This window comes from Streptomyces sp. NPDC025618 (genome assembly GCF_055558795.1).
Window position 1 is genome coordinate 61,983 of record NZ_JBVHLW010000005.1, and the last position, 16,604, is coordinate 78,586.

16 protein-coding genes are annotated in these 16,604 nt (G+C 73.4%); 9 read left to right on the forward strand and 7 right to left on the reverse strand.

Features of this window, described 5'->3' with window-relative positions:
* The first annotated feature begins 234 nt into the window (after positions 1 to 234).
* The 5 genes from ACZ4A5_RS07280 to ACZ4A5_RS07300 all read left to right on the forward strand — a co-directional run bounded on the left by ACZ4A5_RS07280 (position 235) and on the right by ACZ4A5_RS07300 (position 3,647).
* The gene (locus ACZ4A5_RS07280) at positions 235 to 1,353 is read left to right on the forward strand and encodes an alpha/beta hydrolase (RefSeq protein WP_467579303.1); all 1,119 of its coding nucleotides are present in this window, start codon (positions 235 to 237) and stop codon (positions 1,351 to 1,353) included.
* Positions 1,354 to 1,428: 75 nt separating this feature from the next.
* Positions 1,429 to 1,770 (forward strand): hypothetical protein, encoded by a 342-nt coding sequence (locus ACZ4A5_RS07285; RefSeq protein WP_467579306.1) that lies wholly within the window; start codon positions 1,429 to 1,431, stop codon positions 1,768 to 1,770.
* 88 nt (positions 1,771 to 1,858) lie between these two features.
* On the forward strand, positions 1,859 to 2,131 hold the full coding sequence (locus ACZ4A5_RS07290; RefSeq protein WP_467579309.1) for a hypothetical protein: 273 nt from the start codon (positions 1,859 to 1,861) through the stop codon (positions 2,129 to 2,131).
* A gap of 37 nt (positions 2,132 to 2,168) precedes the next feature.
* Positions 2,169 to 2,831: a PhzF family phenazine biosynthesis protein gene (locus ACZ4A5_RS07295; protein WP_467579312.1), complete on the forward strand. Its 663-nt coding sequence runs from the start codon at positions 2,169 to 2,171 to the stop codon at positions 2,829 to 2,831.
* A 75-nt stretch (positions 2,832 to 2,906) separates the two neighbouring features.
* On the forward strand, positions 2,907 to 3,647 hold the full coding sequence (locus ACZ4A5_RS07300) for a Mut7-C RNAse domain-containing protein (protein ID WP_467579315.1): 741 nt from the start codon (positions 2,907 to 2,909) through the stop codon (positions 3,645 to 3,647).
* A gap of 28 nt (positions 3,648 to 3,675) precedes the next feature.
* Here ACZ4A5_RS07300 and ACZ4A5_RS07305 read toward each other — a convergent pair whose 3' ends face one another.
* On the reverse strand, positions 3,676 to 4,692 hold the full coding sequence (locus ACZ4A5_RS07305; protein WP_467579318.1) for a polyprenyl synthetase family protein: 1,017 nt from the start codon (positions 4,690 to 4,692) through the stop codon (positions 3,676 to 3,678).
* Between the two features lie 430 nt (positions 4,693 to 5,122).
* On the opposite strand from ACZ4A5_RS07305, the gene ACZ4A5_RS07310 reads away from it, so the two are divergent.
* On the forward strand, positions 5,123 to 5,563 hold the full coding sequence (locus ACZ4A5_RS07310; RefSeq protein WP_467579321.1) for a hypothetical protein: 441 nt from the start codon (positions 5,123 to 5,125) through the stop codon (positions 5,561 to 5,563).
* A gap of 12 nt (positions 5,564 to 5,575) precedes the next feature.
* Here ACZ4A5_RS07310 and ACZ4A5_RS07315 read toward each other — a convergent pair whose 3' ends face one another.
* The 3 genes from ACZ4A5_RS07315 to ACZ4A5_RS07325 form a co-directional block, all read right to left on the reverse strand.
* Positions 5,576 to 5,779, reverse strand: a complete 204-nt coding sequence (locus ACZ4A5_RS07315; protein WP_467579324.1) for a DUF5302 domain-containing protein — start codon at positions 5,777 to 5,779, stop codon at positions 5,576 to 5,578.
* Positions 5,780 to 5,939: 160 nt separating this feature from the next.
* A complete protein-coding gene (locus ACZ4A5_RS07320; RefSeq protein WP_467579327.1) occupies positions 5,940 to 6,512 on the reverse strand; it encodes a hypothetical protein in 573 nt (190 codons plus the stop codon).
* 8 nt (positions 6,513 to 6,520) lie between these two features.
* Positions 6,521 to 7,951 carry a HEAT repeat domain-containing protein gene (locus ACZ4A5_RS07325; RefSeq protein ID WP_467579329.1) on the reverse strand — a complete coding sequence of 477 codons (1,431 nt, stop codon included), beginning with the start codon at positions 7,949 to 7,951 and terminating at the stop codon, positions 6,521 to 6,523.
* 561 nt (positions 7,952 to 8,512) lie between these two features.
* Between ACZ4A5_RS07325 and ACZ4A5_RS07330 the strand changes: the two genes are divergently transcribed.
* Positions 8,513 to 9,991, forward strand: coding sequence for a PP2C family protein-serine/threonine phosphatase (locus ACZ4A5_RS07330; RefSeq protein WP_467579331.1), 1,479 nt, complete (start codon positions 8,513 to 8,515; stop codon positions 9,989 to 9,991).
* A gap of 162 nt (positions 9,992 to 10,153) precedes the next feature.
* Here the strand turns inward: ACZ4A5_RS07330 and ACZ4A5_RS07335 are convergent, their stop codons facing one another.
* Positions 10,154 to 11,668 (reverse strand): DNA-binding protein NsdB, encoded by a 1,515-nt coding sequence (locus ACZ4A5_RS07335; RefSeq protein WP_467579334.1) that lies wholly within the window; start codon positions 11,666 to 11,668, stop codon positions 10,154 to 10,156.
* A 235-nt stretch (positions 11,669 to 11,903) separates the two neighbouring features.
* Here ACZ4A5_RS07335 and ACZ4A5_RS07340 point away from each other — a divergent pair, with 235 nt between their 5' ends.
* Entirely contained in the window at positions 11,904 to 13,034 is a 1,131-nt protein-coding gene (locus ACZ4A5_RS07340) for an aminoglycoside phosphotransferase family protein (protein ID WP_467579337.1), read from the forward strand.
* A gap of 234 nt (positions 13,035 to 13,268) precedes the next feature.
* Complete coding sequence (locus tag ACZ4A5_RS07345) at positions 13,269 to 15,281, forward strand: N-acetylmuramoyl-L-alanine amidase (protein WP_467579340.1); 2,013 nt, start codon at positions 13,269 to 13,271, stop codon at positions 15,279 to 15,281.
* Between the two features lie 72 nt (positions 15,282 to 15,353).
* Here ACZ4A5_RS07345 and ACZ4A5_RS07350 read toward each other — a convergent pair whose 3' ends face one another.
* Both ACZ4A5_RS07350 and ACZ4A5_RS07355 read right to left on the reverse strand, forming a co-directional pair.
* The gene (locus tag ACZ4A5_RS07350; RefSeq protein ID WP_301889609.1) at positions 15,354 to 15,854 is read right to left on the reverse strand and encodes a hypothetical protein; all 501 of its coding nucleotides are present in this window, start codon (positions 15,852 to 15,854) and stop codon (positions 15,354 to 15,356) included.
* A 131-nt stretch (positions 15,855 to 15,985) separates the two neighbouring features.
* Positions 15,986 to 16,603 carry a TetR/AcrR family transcriptional regulator gene (locus ACZ4A5_RS07355; RefSeq protein WP_467579345.1) on the reverse strand — a complete coding sequence of 206 codons (618 nt, stop codon included), beginning with the start codon at positions 16,601 to 16,603 and terminating at the stop codon, positions 15,986 to 15,988.
* Position 16,604 lies beyond the last annotated feature (1 nt).

Sequence of the window (16,604 nt, forward strand, 5' to 3'; positions counted from 1 at the left end):
CGCTGAGCTATCCGACCTATCCAGCCCAGGTGGGGAACGGGGGGGGGGGGGGGGGGTTCTGGGACCCGGCCTACCCCGGCGGGGTGAGTGGCGCCCCGGGCCCCGGCCCGCCCGGCGCCGGAATCGCCGGGCGTTCCCCACCGGCATAAGATGACATCGGCCGTCGCGCGGTAAACCCGTACCGGCCGCATCCCGTCTCTCCTGGGGAACCTCCCTCCACGAGGAGTGACCACCGTGGGCCTCACGTCCCAGACGTTCCTCACCGTCCTCGCGCTCATCGCCCTCGCGGTGAGCGTGCTCGTGCTCTGGCTGTGGCCGCGCGCGGCGGGGAAGGGGCTCCTGCCCCTGGCCGCCCGGATCGGGCTGCTGGCCGTCACCCAGGCCGGCATCCTGGCGGTGCTCCTCGTCGCCGCGAACAACACCTTCGGCTTCTACTCCACTTGGAACGAGCTCCTCGGCCGCGCCTCCAGCCGCCAGTCCCTCCAGCCGGGCCCGGAGGGCGGGGGGCGGGTGCGCGCCCTCACCGTCAAGGGCCAGGAGTCGGTGGGCCTGAAGGGCACCCGGGAGAAGGCGGGCCAGGTGGACCGCGTCGAGATCCGCGGCCCGGTCAGCGGGCTGAGCATGGACGGCTACGCCTATCTGCCGCCGCAGTATTTCCAGAAGGAGCACGCGAGCGAGAGGTTCCCCGTGGTCGTGGCGATCACGGGCCAGCCGGGGGTCTCCAAGAACCTCATCACCCAGCTCAAGATCCCACAGGTGGCGTCCTCCGCCATCATGGCGAAGGAGATCCGGCCCACCATCTATCTCCTCGTGCGGCCCTCGGTGGTCGCCGACCGCGACACCAACTGCACGGACGTGCCGGGCGGTCCGCAGGCGCTGACGTTCTTCGACCAGGACCTCCCGCTGGCGGTCTCCGAGCAGTACCGCGCCTCGGACGCCGTGGGCTCCTGGGGCGCCGTGGGCAACTCCACCGGCGGCTACTGCGCGCTGAAGCTCGCCATGACCAACCCCGCGCGGTACGGGGCGGCAGCGGGGCTGTCCGCGGACTACTTCGCCCGGCAGGACGGCAGGACCGGCGACCTCTACGCCGGCAGCAAGGCGTACAGGAACGAGAACGACCTGACCTGGCGCCTCGAACACATGCCCCCGCCGCCCGTGTCCCTGCTGGTGTCGACGAGCAAGACCGGCGAGGAGAACTACGAGCCGACCCTGAGGTTCGCGGCCGCCGCCAAGCCCCCGGTCCGCGTCACCAAACTCGTCCGCGACGAGGGCGGACACAACTTCCAGACGTGGCGCGAGGAGTACCCGCTCGTGCTGCGCTGGCTGGACAAAGAGCTCGCCGCCAGGAAGTAGCCCTCCCGCGAGATCCGGAAAAATCACCCGAACGCAGGAATGCGCGCAAAGTAATGGCAATCTTACGCTAAGTCCATGCCTGGTTGGGGACTCGCTCTGCCGCAGTCGGCGCTCCGCGCCGCGGCCGCCGTGCTGATCTCCCTGCTGCTGATCCTCGCGGGCGGCGGCGTCCAGGCCATGGCGTACGGCGACGACCGCGAAGAGGGCACCTCCTCCTCGGAGTTCGCCCCGTCCGACGAGTGCGTCACCTCCGCACTGCTGCTCCCCGGGAGTGCCGTGCGCGAGGGGCGGCGCGTTCCCCTGCCCACCGGCCCGGCCACCCCGGCCGCCCGGCCGCCTCTCCCCCTGCTCGTCTCCCGCGCCGACGCCGCTCCGGCGTGCGCCGCCCGCGCGGGTCACACCGTCCTGCGCTGCTGAGGGCGAGGCGCGCCCCGCCGCCCGGGGCCGCCCACCACGCCCGGCACATCCAGCAGGTACGAGAGCACAGAGACCGGAGAGAGACGTCATGCCCCTCGACCCCGCGCGTGCCATGGGCGCCTATCTGCGCGCCCATGCCTACCGCGACCACGCCTCCGGGCCACCACCCGCCGCCGTCATCGAAGAGGAACCGTCCGGTCTCCCGGAGGGCTCCCCCTCGGCCGCAGAGCCCGGGACTCCGCCCGCCGCGCCGCCGGAACGCGCCCTGCGGGCCACCGCCCGCCCGCCCGGGAGACTGACGCGGTTGCTGCTGTTCCTGCGTCAGGGACCCGCGGCCGCCCCGGACACCCGGCGGCCCTGACCCGGTCGGCGCGCCGCGCCTGATGTTGAATGCCCACATGATCGACATCCAGGTGCTCCACGTCTTCACCGGACCGGACGCCGAGGGCGGCAACGCCCTCGGCGTCGTCCACGACGGCGCGGCCGTGCGCGGTGACACGGCCAGGCAGGAACTCGCCGCCGAACTCGGCTACAGCGAGACCGTGTTCGTCGACGACGCCGGCCGAGGCGTCGTCGACATCTGGACGCCCAGCGTCCGGCTCCCCTTCGCCGGCCACCCATTGGTCGGCGTGGGGTGGCTGCTGGGTACGGAGGTGCTGCGGCCGCCCGCGGGCGAGGTCCGCGTCCACGGGGACGGCGAGTTCACCTGGGTGCGCGGCCGCGCCGCGTGGGCGGCCGGACGGCTCACCGAGCAGTACGCCTCACCGGCCGAGGTCGACGCGCTGCCCACGCCTCCCGAGGGCGAAGGCTGGCTGTACGCCTGGGCCTGGCAGGACGAGCGCGCGGGCCGGGTACGCGCCCGCGGCTTCCCCCGCCGCGGCGACGGCATCGCCGAGGACGAGGCGACGGGCGCGGCCGCGCTGACGCTCACCGACCGGCTGGGCCGTGCCCTCGACATCCGCCAGGGCGCGGCCTCGCAGATCCTCACCCGCCCACGCGCCGACGGCACGATCGACGTCGGCGGCCGGGTGGTACCAGGCGCGGCCGTACGTGCCGGCTGAGACCCCGGGCCGGGGCAGCCGCCGTCGCCCACAGGCCGTTTCCCATGCTGACAGGCCGTTTCCTATGCTGAAGGGGTGAACCCTTACCGGATCCGCCTCACCCTCGCCCCCGAACTGCGGCTCTTCGCGCCCGCCGGCCGCCGCGCGGAGCGCACCCCCGTGGCCACCGACGGCGCCTCCTCGCTCGGCCATGTCGTCGAGTCGTCCGGCGTCCCGCTCACCGAGGTGGGCGCGCTGCTGGTGGACGGGCGTCAGGTGCCGGTGTCGTACGTCCCGGGAGCGGACGAGGACGTCGAGGTGCGCGCCGTCACGCGCCCGCAGGAGGTGCCGGGGGCTCCGCTGCGCTTCCTCCTCGACGTGCACCTGGGGACGCTGGCCCGGCGGTTGCGGCTGCTGGGCGTGGACGCCGCCTACGAGAGCGAGGACATCGGCGACCCCGCCCTCGCGGCCCTCTCGGCGGCCGAGCGCCGGGTGCTGCTCTCCCGCGACCGGGGCCTGCTGCGGCGCCGGGAGATCTGGGCGGGCGCCTACGTCTACAGCGACCGGCCGGACGAGCAACTGCGCGACGTCCTCGGCCGCTTCGCCCCGGCCCTCGCGCCCTGGAGCCGGTGCACGGCGTGCAACGGCCCGCTCCGCGACGCCGACAAGCAGTCGGTGGGCGAGCGCCTGGAAGACGGCACGCGCTCCACGTACGACGTCTTCGCCCAGTGCGTGGACTGCGAGCGCGTCTACTGGCGCGGAGCGCACCACGAGCGCCTGGAGGCCATCGTGAACGAGGCCCTGCGCGACTTCGGCACGCCGGCCACGGCGGTCTGACCGGGGCACGCGGCCCCGGCACCGCGCGTCAGCTGGTGCTCATCGCGTACGTCAGCCGGTGCAGTTGCTCGCGGTGCGCGGTGTCGGGCAGCCGGTTCAGGTGCGTGCGCGCGGTCTCCACGTAGGCGTCGAGCATCCCCACCGCCGCTTCCACTGCCTTCACTTCGTGCACCAGCGCGGTCAGTCTGCCGCGCGCCCGCCGCCCCTCGCCCCGCAGGAACAGTCGCCGCAGGCGCCGGGCCTGCCGCGGGGTGGCCCGCTCCAGGGCGAGGAGCAGCGGCAGCGTGGGGCGGCGGTTGCGCAGGTCGCTGGCCATGGGCTTGCCGGTCCGCGACCGCACCTCCTGGGCGCGGTACGGCAGGAGGTCGTCGCGCATCTGGAAGGCGACGCCCAGGGTCTCGCCGTAGGCGGTGAGCGCCGCGGTCACCTCGGGGCCGGCGCCGGTGACGAGTGCCGCCATGCGGCAGGTGGAGCGCAGCAGGGCGGCGGTCTTGAGGGTGATCATGGCGAGATAGGCGTCGAGGCCGCAGCCCAGGTCGGTGCGCATCCGGTCCTCCAGCAGCTGGCCCCGGCAGATCTCGACGCCGGTGTCGCCCGCCAGGGCGATGACGTCCAGCAGCAGTTCGGGGGCGAGCCCCTGGCCGCGGCAGTGGGCGACGTCGGCGAAGGATCGGCACATCAGGGCGTCGCCCACGAGCAGGGCCCGGTCGGTGCCGAAGCGCGCGTGGACCGAGGGGCGGCCCCGGCGCTCGGCGTCCCCGTCGATGAGGTCGTCGTGCACCAGGCTCGCGGTGTGGTGGCTCTCCAGGGCGGCCGCGAGGGAGGCGGCCTGGGCGAGGTCGCCGCCCAGTGCCGCGACGCACAGCAGGAACAGCCTGGGGCGCAGCAGTTTGCCGTGGGGCAGCAGGGCGTAGCGGGCCAGGGAGTCGAGGGCGTCGTCGGGCCGGGGCCACAGTTCCTCCGTGCGCCGCGTGTAGTAGCGCGAGAAGAAGGCGGCCGGGGACCGCTCGGGGGCGACGGAGTGCAGGGGCGGGTCGAGGGTCACGGGTCCTCGCGGTGTGCGTTCGGGGAACGGAGGCGTCGGCGGGTCCGGGGCCTCGCGGCTCCAGCTTTCCAGGCGGGCGGCGGGTGCCGGGGGCGCGACGCGATGCGGGGCGGTCCTGCGGGGTGACAGTGACGGGTGGGGTGTTGACTTCGGGCGGGATGGTGGACGCGCGGCGGCGGACGGCCGCCGTGACCGGGCGCCGGCCGCCCGCGCTTCCCCGTACGAACGCGCCAGGTCGCCGGGCCCGGCCGGCCCGATCGGGTGCGTCCGGTCGTACGGGGCGCGTCTGTCGCGATTCCGTCGCGCCCCGTCGGCCCGGAACGCGCCCTGCTCAAGTCGCCCGCGGTGGGCGGATAATGGGGACGCCGGCGGTTCGCCCGCCGGTACCGCCTGCGCTGCCAGGGACACCCAGCACACCATGGGGGCATGGATGATCGCTGAGTTGGAAGCTGACGGGCCACCGCGCGAGGGGCGGTCGGCGGACGCCGTGCGGCGCCGGGACCGGCGCACCCGCCGTGCGGCCGTCGTCGCGGCCCTGGCCCTGGCGGCCGCCCTGCTCGTGCCGGCCGCTGCGGCCCAGAGCCCGGCCCGGACGGTGGCGTCCGCCGGCCGGACGGTGGCCGCGACGGGCACCGCCGACGCGGCCCAGGCACCCGCCGCCGTACGTCACGGGGCGCGGCAGACCGCCCGAACCGCTGTGGACCACCAGGTCACGGCCGCGAAGGCGAAGAAGAAAAAGAAGAAGGGCTTCTTCGCGAAGCTGGGCATCTTCCTGCTGGTGGTGCTGATCATCGTCGTGCTCTTCGTGGTGCTGCTGATCGCGCTGGCGATCCGGCTGGCACGGCGGGCCTTCGGGCGCCGCCGTACCTGACCGAGGGGACGGTCAGCCGCTCTTGCGACGGAAGGAGCGCTGGCCGCCCGCCTTGCCGTGGGTGCCGTGGATCTTGGAGCCGTCGCGGCTCTGGCCGTTGGCGCCGCCCTCGGCCGACTGGCCGCGCTTGCGCTCCAGTGCCTCGCGGAACTTCCGCTTCACATCGTCCTCGGCGCCGATTTCGGGCGTGTCCTGGGACGCGTTGCTGTCCGTCATCAAAAACCTCCTGGTCATGGCGTCCGTCGCCCCAGCTTGGCACGGCGGCGCGGTCAGTTGAAGTCCGGTTGACGTTCAGCCAATCCGATTCAAGCAGGTGACGACGGGAAAGCCGGTACCGGCGGGTGGCTCCGGGCTGCCGTTCCGCCCGCCGAGCGGATCAGTTGACGGTCAGATCGCCGTCGGGGAGGTCCTCGACGGTGACCTTCGCGCGCGGCACGCCGAGCCCCGAGGCCACCGCCTTCGCGATGCCTTCCGCGTCGGGCGCCGTGGGGTAGGGAACGGTCTCGCCCTCGCCATAGCTCTCGATGGCCTTGGTGAAGTAGCCGGGGTACCAGGCGCCGACCGCGCCCTTGACCTCGACGCCGCTCACCGGCCGCTTCCCGACCCGGTCCCTGAGCGCGGCGAGGATCCGGTCGGAGCGGTATTCGCCGGGCACCTGGAAGAGGCTGGCGTGCGCGCCCGCCTTGCCGCCGTCCTTCAGATGGACCGTCACCGTCAGGCAGCTCGTCACGCTCGGGTAGAGGATCGGGCGGCCGGGCGCGGCCTCGGCGACCTGGCCCTCGGTGATCCGGACGGCGGTGGTGTCCCTGTCCGCGGCGGCCGCGGCACGCGGCCGGGCCTCCGCTGCGGGCCCGGCCACCAACGGGACGGCGACGGCGGATATGAGGATGGCGGAGAGCAGCAGCGCCCGGCCGCCGGCCGCGGCGCGCGGCATGATCGTGGAAGTCATGCCGCTGATCATCCCGCCGAGGACGCCTCGGGGCCAAAGCGGCTGCGGACCGCCGTCTGGACCTCGGCCTCCTCGGCCGGGTCGGCGGCGAGTCTGCGGAGCTGCTCGACCACGCGCGCGTCCGCCGTGGTGGCGTGGTGGGCGGCCAGCTCGCGGGTGGTCTCCTCGCAGTCCCACAGGCACTCGACGGCGAAGCCGGTGGCGAACGACGGGTCCGTGGCCGCCAGGGCGCGCGCCGTGCGCCCGCGCAGCTGCGAGGAGGAGGTCTCGCGGTAGATGTGGCGCAGGACGGGCGCGGCGCAGCCGATCGAGAGCCGCCCGGCCCCGTGGACGAGGTCGCACAGCACCGCGGCGTCCGGGCCCTCGGCCCGCACCGTCCGGCGCAGGGCACCGAGCACGAGCGCGGAGTCGTACGCCGCGCCCCGGCGGGCCAGCATGCCCGCGGCGGCGGCGCCGAGGGCGTCGGCGCGGTGGATCCACACGCGGGCCCGCTCCAGGGCCGCGGTGTCGCGCATGCGCTCGAAGGCGGTGACGGCCGCCTCCGCGACCAGCTCGTCGGGGTCGGCCGCGGCCGTCTCGATCAGGTCGAGGGCCTGGGGGTCGTGGTGCTCGGCGAGATAGCGCAGGGCGGTGGCGCGCGCGGCCTCGGGGCCGGACGCGGCCGCCTGGATGATCTCCAGCCGGTCCTCGGGGCCGGCGACGGCGGTGAGGCAGCGGGTCGCGGGGACGTGCCGCAGCTGGGTGGGGTGCAGGGCCAGGCCCTCCTGGGCCCAGTCCAGGACCTCGCGCACGCTCCAGCCGGGCCGGGGGCCCGTCGGGCGCAGCTGGCGCTGCCAGCGGTCGAAGGAGCCCTGTTCCTGGGCGGCGCGGACGCGGGCGGCGGTCGTGGGCGACAGCCGGTCGTCGGCCCACAGCCGCCAGGGGCGGGGCTCGAAGGCGTCGCGCACGGCCGCGGCGAGCGCGGTCTCACCCGCGGGGGTGAGGGGGAAGCGGGCCAGAACGCTCTCCCCGAGGCCCAGCAGTCCGGCGTCGTCGTCCCGCAGGGCCAGCTCGTCGAGAGCCCAGGCCCAGTTCCCGCCGGAGATCGCGTAGCGGCGCAGCAGCAGCAGGGCGTCCGTGCGGCCGTACGACGCGAGGTGGCCGAGGACGGCGAGGGCCAGCCCGGTGCGCTCCTCGGCGGTGTCGAGCAGGTCGTCGGGGTGGAAGAGGTGCTGTTCGATCTCGTCGAACCCGCCGTCGAGGTCCATGTGGAGGCGCGCGTAATAGAGCGAGCGGTTCTCGACCTGCCAGTCACGCCGGGGGTCGTGCAGCACGCAGTGGTGCAGCGCCGCGAGCGCCTCCGCCCGGGGCGCCGCGAGGGCATGCAGGGTCCCGTCGCCGCGGCCTCGCTGAAGGAGGCCGAGCAGGGTGCCGCTGGGCGCTATGTCTGGATCGAACATGGGGTCAGCATCCGGTGCGGGGAGTCGGCTGGCAACGGGATTTCCGTCGTCCGGCATTCTTGCCGGTGTCCACCGGTGCCATGCCTGGTGAACAGCGGGAACTCGAGGTCTCCGAGCGCCCGCAGCCTACCCGGAGCCGAGCATTCCGCCGAGTCGCGCCCGAATTGCCCGCCTCCGCCCCTCCCCCGGGCCGCCGGCACCCGAGGCCGGGGGCTCCCCGGCCCGGAGCACCGGGCGGCGGCGCTCCGGGAGCGCCGCGAGGACACAGTGGATCTTTGACCGTATTTGACGGCGTTCGCCCCTCCGCGACCTGCGCGACACCACGTCTCCATGCCCACGACACACCCCTTGCCTACCGCCGAACACCTCCCGCCGCACCCGGAACGCCCCATACCTCATGCCCCTGACAAACCTCCCCGTTGCCTTCGACATATGCCACCGACACCACCGGATCGGGTGTTGCCAAACCACTTACAGGCCCTCGCTCCCTGTGCAACAGTCGTTACCGGCCTTTCCCCCGGACCCAACGCCGGCCGCGCCACGCCCGTATCGGAGTACGTCATGCCGTCCCCCCTCCACACGGATCGTTCCGCCGCTCAGCCGCCCGAGCAGACCGTCGACGCGCTGATCTCGCTCACGCGTCGGCTCCGTGGCGACCTCGACGCCGTGCGTCGCGAGACCGTGGGCGAGGAGCTGCCCGCCGACCCCAGAGCGCGCTGGCAGCGCGCCCTGTGCGAGCTCGCCGCGCATCAGCTCGACGACCTCGGCGAGCACCTGGACCAGCTCCGGGAAGGGCTGCCCGACGAAGGCGCGGCGGCCCGCGCCGGAAGCCCGGAGGCACTGCCGGGGGATCCGGCCGGGGCATACGGCCGGCAGCCCGGCGCGGTCCTCGGCAAGGCCGGCAGCGCCGAGTGGAATCTCCTCACCGACGACGTCACCTGGTCCCCCGAGCTCTTCGAGCTCTTCGGCCGCCGGCCCGAGGACGGCGCGCCCACGCTCGACGAGCTGCCCTCCTGGGTCCTGGAGGAGGACACCCGGCTGCTGACCGCGATGGTCACCGACTGCCTGGTCGACGGCAAGCCGATCGACGGGGAGTTCCGCATCGTGCGCGGTGACGGCTCGCAGCGCACCGTGCACATGATGGGTGAGCCGGTGCTCGACGCGGACGGCGCCGCAGCCTCCATGTGGGCGGTGTTACGGGACGTGAGCGAGCTGCGCCGCAGCCGCCAGGCCGTGCAGGAGACGCGCGACTCGCTGCGCCACCACCGGCACGCCGCGCGCACCGAGCACCGCCTCGCGGTCGAGCTCCAGGAGGCCGTGCTGCCGCCGTGGCGCGGCTCCTTGGTCTTCCCCCCGGGCAGCACGGTGCCGGAGGCCGACGTGACCCCCGGCACCCTCGATCTCGCGGCGCACTATCTTCCCTCCGCACGCAGCGCGCTGGTCGGCGGGGACTGGTTCGACGCCCTCCAACTGCCGGACGGCGGGACCGTGCTGAGCGTGGGCGGCCTCACCGGGCACGGTGTGGCCGCCACTTCCAGCATGGCCATGCTGCTGGGCGCGCTGCGGGGCATGGCGGTCACCGGCGCCGAGCCCGGCCCCCTGATGGGCTGGCTCAATCACCTCCTCGATGCCTCCGCGCAGCCCGCCCTGGGCAGCGCGGTCTGCTGTCGTTACGACCCCACGACCAGGACGCTGAGCTGGTCGCAGGCGGGCCACCCCGCCCCGCTGCTCTTCCGCGGCGGGGTCGGCAGCGCCCTCCGGCCCCCAGAGGGCATGCTGCTCGGAGCGGTGCCCGATGCCGCGTACGCCCAGGCCGAAGAGCTCCTGGAGCCCGGCGATGTGCTGGTCCTGCACACCGACGGTCTGTCACCCCGCAGCACCGAGCCGTCCGCCGCGATCACGGAGCGGCTGCTGGACCTCGCACCGCGGTTCGCCACGGCCAGGAGTGCCCAGGAGTGCGTCAGGGCCGTGCTGGAGGAGTTCGGGGGCAAGGAGCGCGAGGACGACGCCTGCGTGCTGATCGCCCGCATCCGCCGTTGAGACGGTTCGCGGAGGGATCCGTGCGCGGGCCCGGCCGAAGCACTTGAAGATCCACGGAACTTGAGGATCCGCTTCTTTGTGTGATCCCGGTCTTTGTGTGATCCCTGGGTGTGATCCCGGGAGAGGTCCTTCATGTGATCCCGGGAGAGGCCACAGACCGCCCTAGACGGCCGTGCCCTTGTCCGGGTCCTTGCGCATGCCCTTCCCCGGGCTCTTCGGAGCCTTGGGGAGAGCCTGCTTGATCTCCTGACGGAGGTCCTCGATCCGGCCGTAGCCCGCGTACCGGCCGGTGAGCCGGTACATCACGCGCAGCCGGTCCCAGGTGCGGTGCGAGGACGTCTCGCCGATGGACACCAGTGCCAACCGGGCGTAGGTGTCCGCCTGCTCCGGGTCGTTGCCGATGAAGCAGGCCGACGCCATGGAGATGTAGTCGAAGATCATGGACCGCTGGTAGCCGGTGCCGCGCAGCGCCAGGGCCTCCTTGGCGTGCTGCTGGGCGACCGCCGCGGCCGCGGGATCGTGCTCCGCGAGCGTGCGGTAGGCCAGCGCCTCCATGCCGTGGAGGTCCGCCTCGTCGAACGACTGCATCCAGCTGGGCGGTGGCACATCGCCCTTGTCCGAGATGAAGAGCTCCTCGGCCTCGCCCAGGGTGCGCCGCATGGCCTGGCCCCGGCCCATGGACGCCTGAGCCCATGCCTCGATGGTGCAGAGCATGGCGCGGGTGCGGGGCAGGGCCTCCTCGCCGGAGCCGGACTTGGCGAGCTTCATCAGATCCAGCGCGTCGTCCGGGCGACCGAGGTGGACCATCTGGCGCGCGGCGCGGGAGAGCGCCTCGCCCGCCCGCGGTCGGTCGCCGCCCTCGCGTGCCGCGTGGGCGGCGATGACGAAATACTTCTGCGCGGTGGGCTCCAGACCCACGTCGTGGGACATCCAGCCGGCGAGCACCGCGAGATTCGCGGCGACCCCCCACAGCCTCCGCTGGAGGTGTTCGGGGTGGTGGTAGGAGAGCATGCCGCCCACCTCGTTGAGCTGGCCCACGACCGCCTTGCGCTGGAGGCCGCCGCCGCGCTGGGCGTCCCAGGCGCGGAAGACGTTGACCGAGTGCTCCAGGGCGTCGATCTCGGTGGAGCCCACGGGCGCCGCCTCGTAGCGGTCGAGCCCGGCGTGGTCGGCGTGTGTGGAGTTCAGGTGCAGGGGGTCGGTGAAGCGGGGAGCGTCGGAGGCGAGAACCGGATCGGAGTGCAGCCAGTCGTGCATAGCGCTGCTGAGTGCTGAGCCTGCGGCGAGCGCGGCGCCCGCGCCCACCAAGCCGCGTCGGTTGAGCATGAGGTCCATTCCCGTGAATTCGGTGAGGACCGCGGCGGTCCGCTCGGGCGGCCAGGGCAGCCCGTCAGCGGACTTCCCCTTGCCTGCGCGCCCTCGCCGGCCGAACCCGAGGTCCTCGATGGTCACGACACGACCGAGCCGCTCGGTGAAGAGGGCTGCCAGCACACGGGGCACGGGATCGCGGGGGGACTCCCCCATGTCGATCCAACGCCTTACTCGTGAGGTGTCGGTGGCCAGCTGCGGGTGGCCCATGACGGCCGCCTGCCGGTTCACCAGTCTCGCGAGTTCGCCCTTGGACCATCCGGCCAGGCCGAACAAATCCGCTAGGCGGGTGTTGGGTTCCCTCGTCACGTCAAGCCCCCAGGTTCTCGGCTGACTTGAAGGTAGCGGGCCGTCATGGGCCAAGCGAGTATTCGCCAGGGTTCGCCAGGGTGCGCCAGATGGTGTGCCACCCGCGGCTGGGTGTGATGTAGGAACGCGCCACCCCGGCCACCCCACAGCCGGAAGGCATTCCCCAGGGTGCCCCACGGCCCGGGGACCGGGGAGCGCCGTAATTCGCCGGCACACGAAGGGATCTGTTCCGCACATGTATGCAGCCTCGTCCTCCGTGTCCGCGCCGCCCCGGCAGCTCCGTCCGCAGCACGTCGGCGGCGGACCGTACCTCGACCCGTCCCACGCTGCGGGAGCTGCCTTCGGTGCCGGACGGGCCCGGCGGCCCGCGGGGCTCGGCGGCCAACCGCTCAGCGGGAGAATCGACTTGTCCGGCCCCCAGGGCGCGCAGTTGCGCACGGCCATCGCCGCGGTGCACCGCATCTGCCCGGAGTTCAACCCGGTCCAGGTGCTGCGCCGCAGCGGGCGCTCGGTCCTGCTGGTCGGATCCACCGGCCGCAGCACAGCAGTGGCCAAGTGTTTACTGGACCACTCTCCGGCGTGGGCCGAGCGGTTCCGCCACGAAATAGCTACGTACCGGGCGTTCGTCCGTCACCGCCCGCCGGTGCGGGTGCCGCGGCTGATCGCCGCGGACCCCGACAACTGCACACTGGTGATCGAGCGGATGCCCGGCCGGCCGGCCGCCGCCCAGCGGCATCCGACCGACCCGCCGCCCCGCGCGGATGTCCGCGCGGCGCTGGGGGCGATCTGCCGGGTCAACCTCTGGCGGCCCCCGGCGGGCATGTTCGACATGCCGCTCGACTACGGCAAGCGCATCACCCGCTATCACGAGCTGGGCCTGCTCACCGACCGCGATCTGGGCGACCTCCAGAAGCTGCTGCACGGGCTGGCCCACGTCCAGGGGCAGTTCTGCCACGGCGACGCCCTGCTCTCCAACATCCTGCTCTCCCCCGCGGGCCCGGTGCTCGTCGACTGGGACCAGGCCGGCTGGTATCTCCCGGGATACGACCTGGCCACCCTCTGGACCGTCCTCGGGGACGCCCCGGGGGCCCGGCGTCAGATCAGCCAGTACGCACAGCAGGCCGGCACGGTCTCGCGTGACGCCTTTCTGGTGAATCTGATGCTCGTGCTGACGCGGGAGATCCGTACGTACGAAACGGCTGTCCAGCGCGCATTGCAGGAGCCGGCCCCGACCGCACCCGGTGCCACGCCGACCGCACCCGGTGCCGCCGAGTCCGGTGAGGAGCAGCGGCTGCTGCTGCGTCGTCTGCACGACGACTGCGCGCTCGCCAGGCGTGCCGTAAGGGCGGCGGTCGGCACCCGCTGACCGCTCCCACCCGGCTCGCCCCCCCGACACGCCGCGCGTCCTCCCCGCGCGGCGTGTCGTCGTTCACCGGCAAGGATGGCCACCGTTTTTCGCGCTGAAGCGTCACCCGCACAGGCGTATCAGCATGATTGACGGATCGTCATCCAGCGGCTACCTCTGGTACGTCCGGTCCGGCACGCCCGATCGCGCACCTACCATCCAGCTCGGTGGCACCGCCGTCCCGAGGAGGCCGCATTGCGAGGAACCGCCCCCGCCCCCCGGACCACCCTGCCGAGAGCCCTGCGGGGAAACCGCCGCAGACTCCGGGCGGTCGGCGTCCTGACGTCGGCCGCCCTCTTGACGCCCGCCCTCTCGGGCGGTCCCCTGGCCAGGGCCGGAGAGCAGCCGGGCTCGGGCGCGTTGCAGCGGGCTTTCATCGCGGCGTCCGCGAAGTATCACGTGCCCCCGAGCGTGCTGCTGGGCGTCTCGTATCTCCAGTCCCGCTGGAACGCCCATGCCGGTGCGCCCAGTGTCACCGGTGGCTACGGCCCCATGCACCTCACCGACGCCACCACCGCGCTCGCGGCGGGCACCCGCCGCGGTGACGAGCTCCAGGACCCCCGCGGCGACGGCGCCCGGCCGCTGGCCGGAGCGCGTTCCGTCCGCCCGGAGCTGCCCGTGCCCGTCGAGGTTCCCGCGCGGCTGCGCACGCTGGACCGGGCCGCCGAGCTGTCCGGCCTGTCCACCGAGGCGCTCCGCCTGGACCCGGCGGCCAACGTCCAGGGCGGTGCGGCTCTGCTGGCCGCCGCGCAGCACCGGCTGGGGCTGCCGCCGAGCCCCGACCCCGCGGACTGGTACGGCGCGGTGGCGAGCTATCCGGGCGCCGCGGACGCGGTGTCGGCCGGCACCTTCGCGCACGACGTCTTCGAGGTGATCCGCGCGGGTGTGCGGCGCACGACGGACGCCGGTCAGCTGGTCGATCTGGAGGCGGTCCCCCGTGCGGCCGACCGCACGGACCTGGTGCGGCGGCTGGGGCTGCCGGCGCCTTCGGCGAAGGGCGTGGAGTGCCCGTCCTCGGTGGCGTGCGAGTCGGTCCCGGCGCCGTATCAGAAGCTGGAGGGGATGGACTACGGCAACCACGACGTCGCGGACCGCCCCAAGGCGCCTTCGCAGAAGGTGGACTTCATCGTCATCCACGACACCGAGGGGTCGTGGGAGACGACGGTCAAGCTGATCAAGGATCCCGCGTACGTCTCCTGGAACTACACCGTGCGCTCCTCGGACGGGCACATCGCCCAGCACGTGCCGACGAAGGACGTGGCCTGGCACGCGGGCAACTGGTATGTGAACTCCACCTCCGTCGGCATCGAGCACGAGGGCTTCCTCGCCCAGCCCGACGCCTGGTACACGGAGGAGATGTACCGCACGTCGGCCCGGCTGGTGCGCTATCTGGCCGACAAGCTGCACGTCCCGCTGGACCGGCAGCACATCCTGGGTCACGACAACGTCCCGGGGACGACCCCGGCGACCATCAAGGGCATGCACACCGACCCGGGTCCCTTCTGGGACTGGGAGCACTACTTCGAGCTGCTGGGCAAGCCCTTCTACCCCACGGGCGGCACGTACGGCGGGATGGTCACCATCCGGCCCGACTACGACTCCAACACCCCGCGGTACACGGGCTGCGAGGGAGCGGGCAAGCCCTGCGCGCGGCACGGTTCGGGCGCGGTCCGGCTGTACACGGCGCCGAAGAAGGACGCTCCCCTCGTGAAGGACATCGGGCTGCGACCGGACGGCGGCGCCTCGACGACCGACGTCAACGACACGGGGGCCCGCGCCTCCACCGGCCAGCAGTTCGCGGTCGCCGACCGCCAGGGCGACTGGACGGCGATCTGGTATCTCGGTCAGAAGGCGTGGTTCGTCAACCCGTGGTGGGACCCCACCGTGGTCAACGCGCGGGGCAAGGTGGTCACCTCCAAGGCGGGGTCGGCCGGGGTCCCGGTCTACGGACGGGCCTATCCGGAGAAGGAGGCGTATCCCGCCGGTGTGCCGGTGCAGGAGGTGACACCGCTGCCGTACAAACTGCTCGCGGGGCAGGCGTATGTGCTGGGCGGTCAGGTGCCGAGCGAGTATCTGTGGTCGAAGTCCTTCGATCCGGCGGGTCATCAGGTGATCCGCGGCAAGGACGTCTACTACGAGATCCAGTTCGGTCACCGGGTGGCCTTCGTCAGGGCCGCCGATGTGAGCGTGCGCCAGTCCGGGGGCTGAGGGGGCGGACAGCGAGGGAGCCCGGTACGGCAGGCGTACCGGGCTCCGGTGTCGGTGGGGCGTTCCGCGGGCTCAGACCTGCTGGAACATCTCCGCGGGCAGCGGCTTGAGCAGCTGGTAGAGCTCGTCGGTGATGGGGCGGTCCCAGCTGGCGATGGTGACGAGGACGCCGTCGCTGCGGTCGAACTGGGTGCAGGAGATGCGGCCTTCGGAGCACTTCAGGCGGCGCACGATCAGCAGGTTGTCCTCGTGCATGACCGGGATGTCCTCGGTCTCCAGCACCTGCACGGGCTCGTCGTTGCCGAGGGCCACCAGCAGCTGCGCCACCTCGAAGGGGACCTGGCCCTCGCCCAGCTCGCGGGCCGGGGAGCCCTCGGGCAGATTGCCGATGATCATCGCGGGGCCGCGCCCGCCGAAGAGGTCGTAGCGGAGGAAGACGCCCTGGCAGCTGCCGTCGGGCGCGGGCAGCAGCCCGGCACCGAGGTCGCCGGGCCAGTCCCCCGGGTCCATGGCGAGGACGTCGAAGTCCGGCCCGGTGGGCGTGGCGGCGCTGCGGCGGCGGAGGAACGACATGCTCACATCGTACGTGCACCACGGCGCGCCGTGACGCCGGGGAGACCCTCGGTGCGGCCCGGCGCGCGGGGCCCCGGCGGCGTACGGGGCGGGTGGCGCGCGCGGGCCGCCGTGGGGCCGAACGGGTGCGGTCAGCGGTGCTGCCCGAGGGTGTCCAGGTGGTGGCTCAGCACCCGGCGCAGGAGCTCGGGGGGCAGCCGGTCCGGTTCGAGCACGGCCTGGAGGGTGAGGCCGTCGACCAGCGCGGCGAGCCGGAGGCTCTCCAGTTCGACGTCGAGGCCGTCGGGCAGGCCGCCGCTCTCCCGGCCGCCCTGGAGGACGCGGGCCAGCAGGGTGACGGTGCCCCGCTGCAACTCGACGGCGCGGGGCCGCAGTCCGGGCCGGGTGCGGGCCGCCGTGGTGAAGGCGATCCAGAGTTCGGCCTCCTCGCGGCGCTCGTCGTCGAGCGGCAGGAGCTCGGTGAGCAGTTCCTCGGCGCGCGTGCGGAGGTCGCCGCCGGGTGCGGTGGCGAGGACGAGGCCGGCGCGGGCGCGGAGGCGGCGTTCGATGCGGTCGATCAGCTCCCCCATCGCGAAGATCACCAGCTCGTCGTGATCGCTGAAGTAGTGGCGGACGGACCCGATGGCGAGCCCCGCCTCGTCGGCGACGTTGCGCAGCGAGGCGGCTTCCAGGCCGTCGCGGCCCACGACGCGGAGGAAGGCCGCGGCCACGGCGCGGCGGCGGGACCCGGGATCGACGATCTTCGGCATG

What these genes read in the sequence shown, in the direction of transcription:
- ACZ4A5_RS07340 (WP_467579337.1), top strand. Translation starts at nt 11,904, where the DNA reads ATGTATGCAGCCTCGTCCTCCGTGTCCGCGCCGCCCCGGCAGCTCCGT.
- ACZ4A5_RS07315 (WP_467579324.1), bottom strand. Translation starts at nt 5,779, where the DNA reads ATGACGGACAGCAACGCGTCCCAGGACACGCCCGAAATCGGCGCCGAG.
- ACZ4A5_RS07310 (WP_467579321.1), top strand. Translation starts at nt 5,123, where the DNA reads ATGATCGCTGAGTTGGAAGCTGACGGGCCACCGCGCGAGGGGCGGTCG.
- ACZ4A5_RS07295 (WP_467579312.1), top strand. Translation starts at nt 2,169, where the DNA reads ATGATCGACATCCAGGTGCTCCACGTCTTCACCGGACCGGACGCCGAG.
- ACZ4A5_RS07350 (WP_301889609.1), bottom strand. Translation starts at nt 15,854, where the DNA reads ATGTCGTTCCTCCGCCGCCGCAGCGCCGCCACGCCCACCGGGCCGGAC.
- ACZ4A5_RS07355 (WP_467579345.1), bottom strand. Translation starts at nt 16,603, where the DNA reads ATGCCGAAGATCGTCGATCCCGGGTCCCGCCGCCGCGCCGTGGCCGCG.
- ACZ4A5_RS07330 (WP_467579331.1), top strand. Translation starts at nt 8,513, where the DNA reads ATGCCGTCCCCCCTCCACACGGATCGTTCCGCCGCTCAGCCGCCCGAG.
- ACZ4A5_RS07325 (WP_467579329.1), bottom strand. Translation starts at nt 7,951, where the DNA reads ATGTTCGATCCAGACATAGCGCCCAGCGGCACCCTGCTCGGCCTCCTT.
- ACZ4A5_RS07285 (WP_467579306.1), top strand. Translation starts at nt 1,429, where the DNA reads ATGCCTGGTTGGGGACTCGCTCTGCCGCAGTCGGCGCTCCGCGCCGCG.
- ACZ4A5_RS07290 (WP_467579309.1), top strand. Translation starts at nt 1,859, where the DNA reads ATGCCCCTCGACCCCGCGCGTGCCATGGGCGCCTATCTGCGCGCCCAT.
- ACZ4A5_RS07320 (WP_467579327.1), bottom strand. Translation starts at nt 6,512, where the DNA reads ATGACTTCCACGATCATGCCGCGCGCCGCGGCCGGCGGCCGGGCGCTG.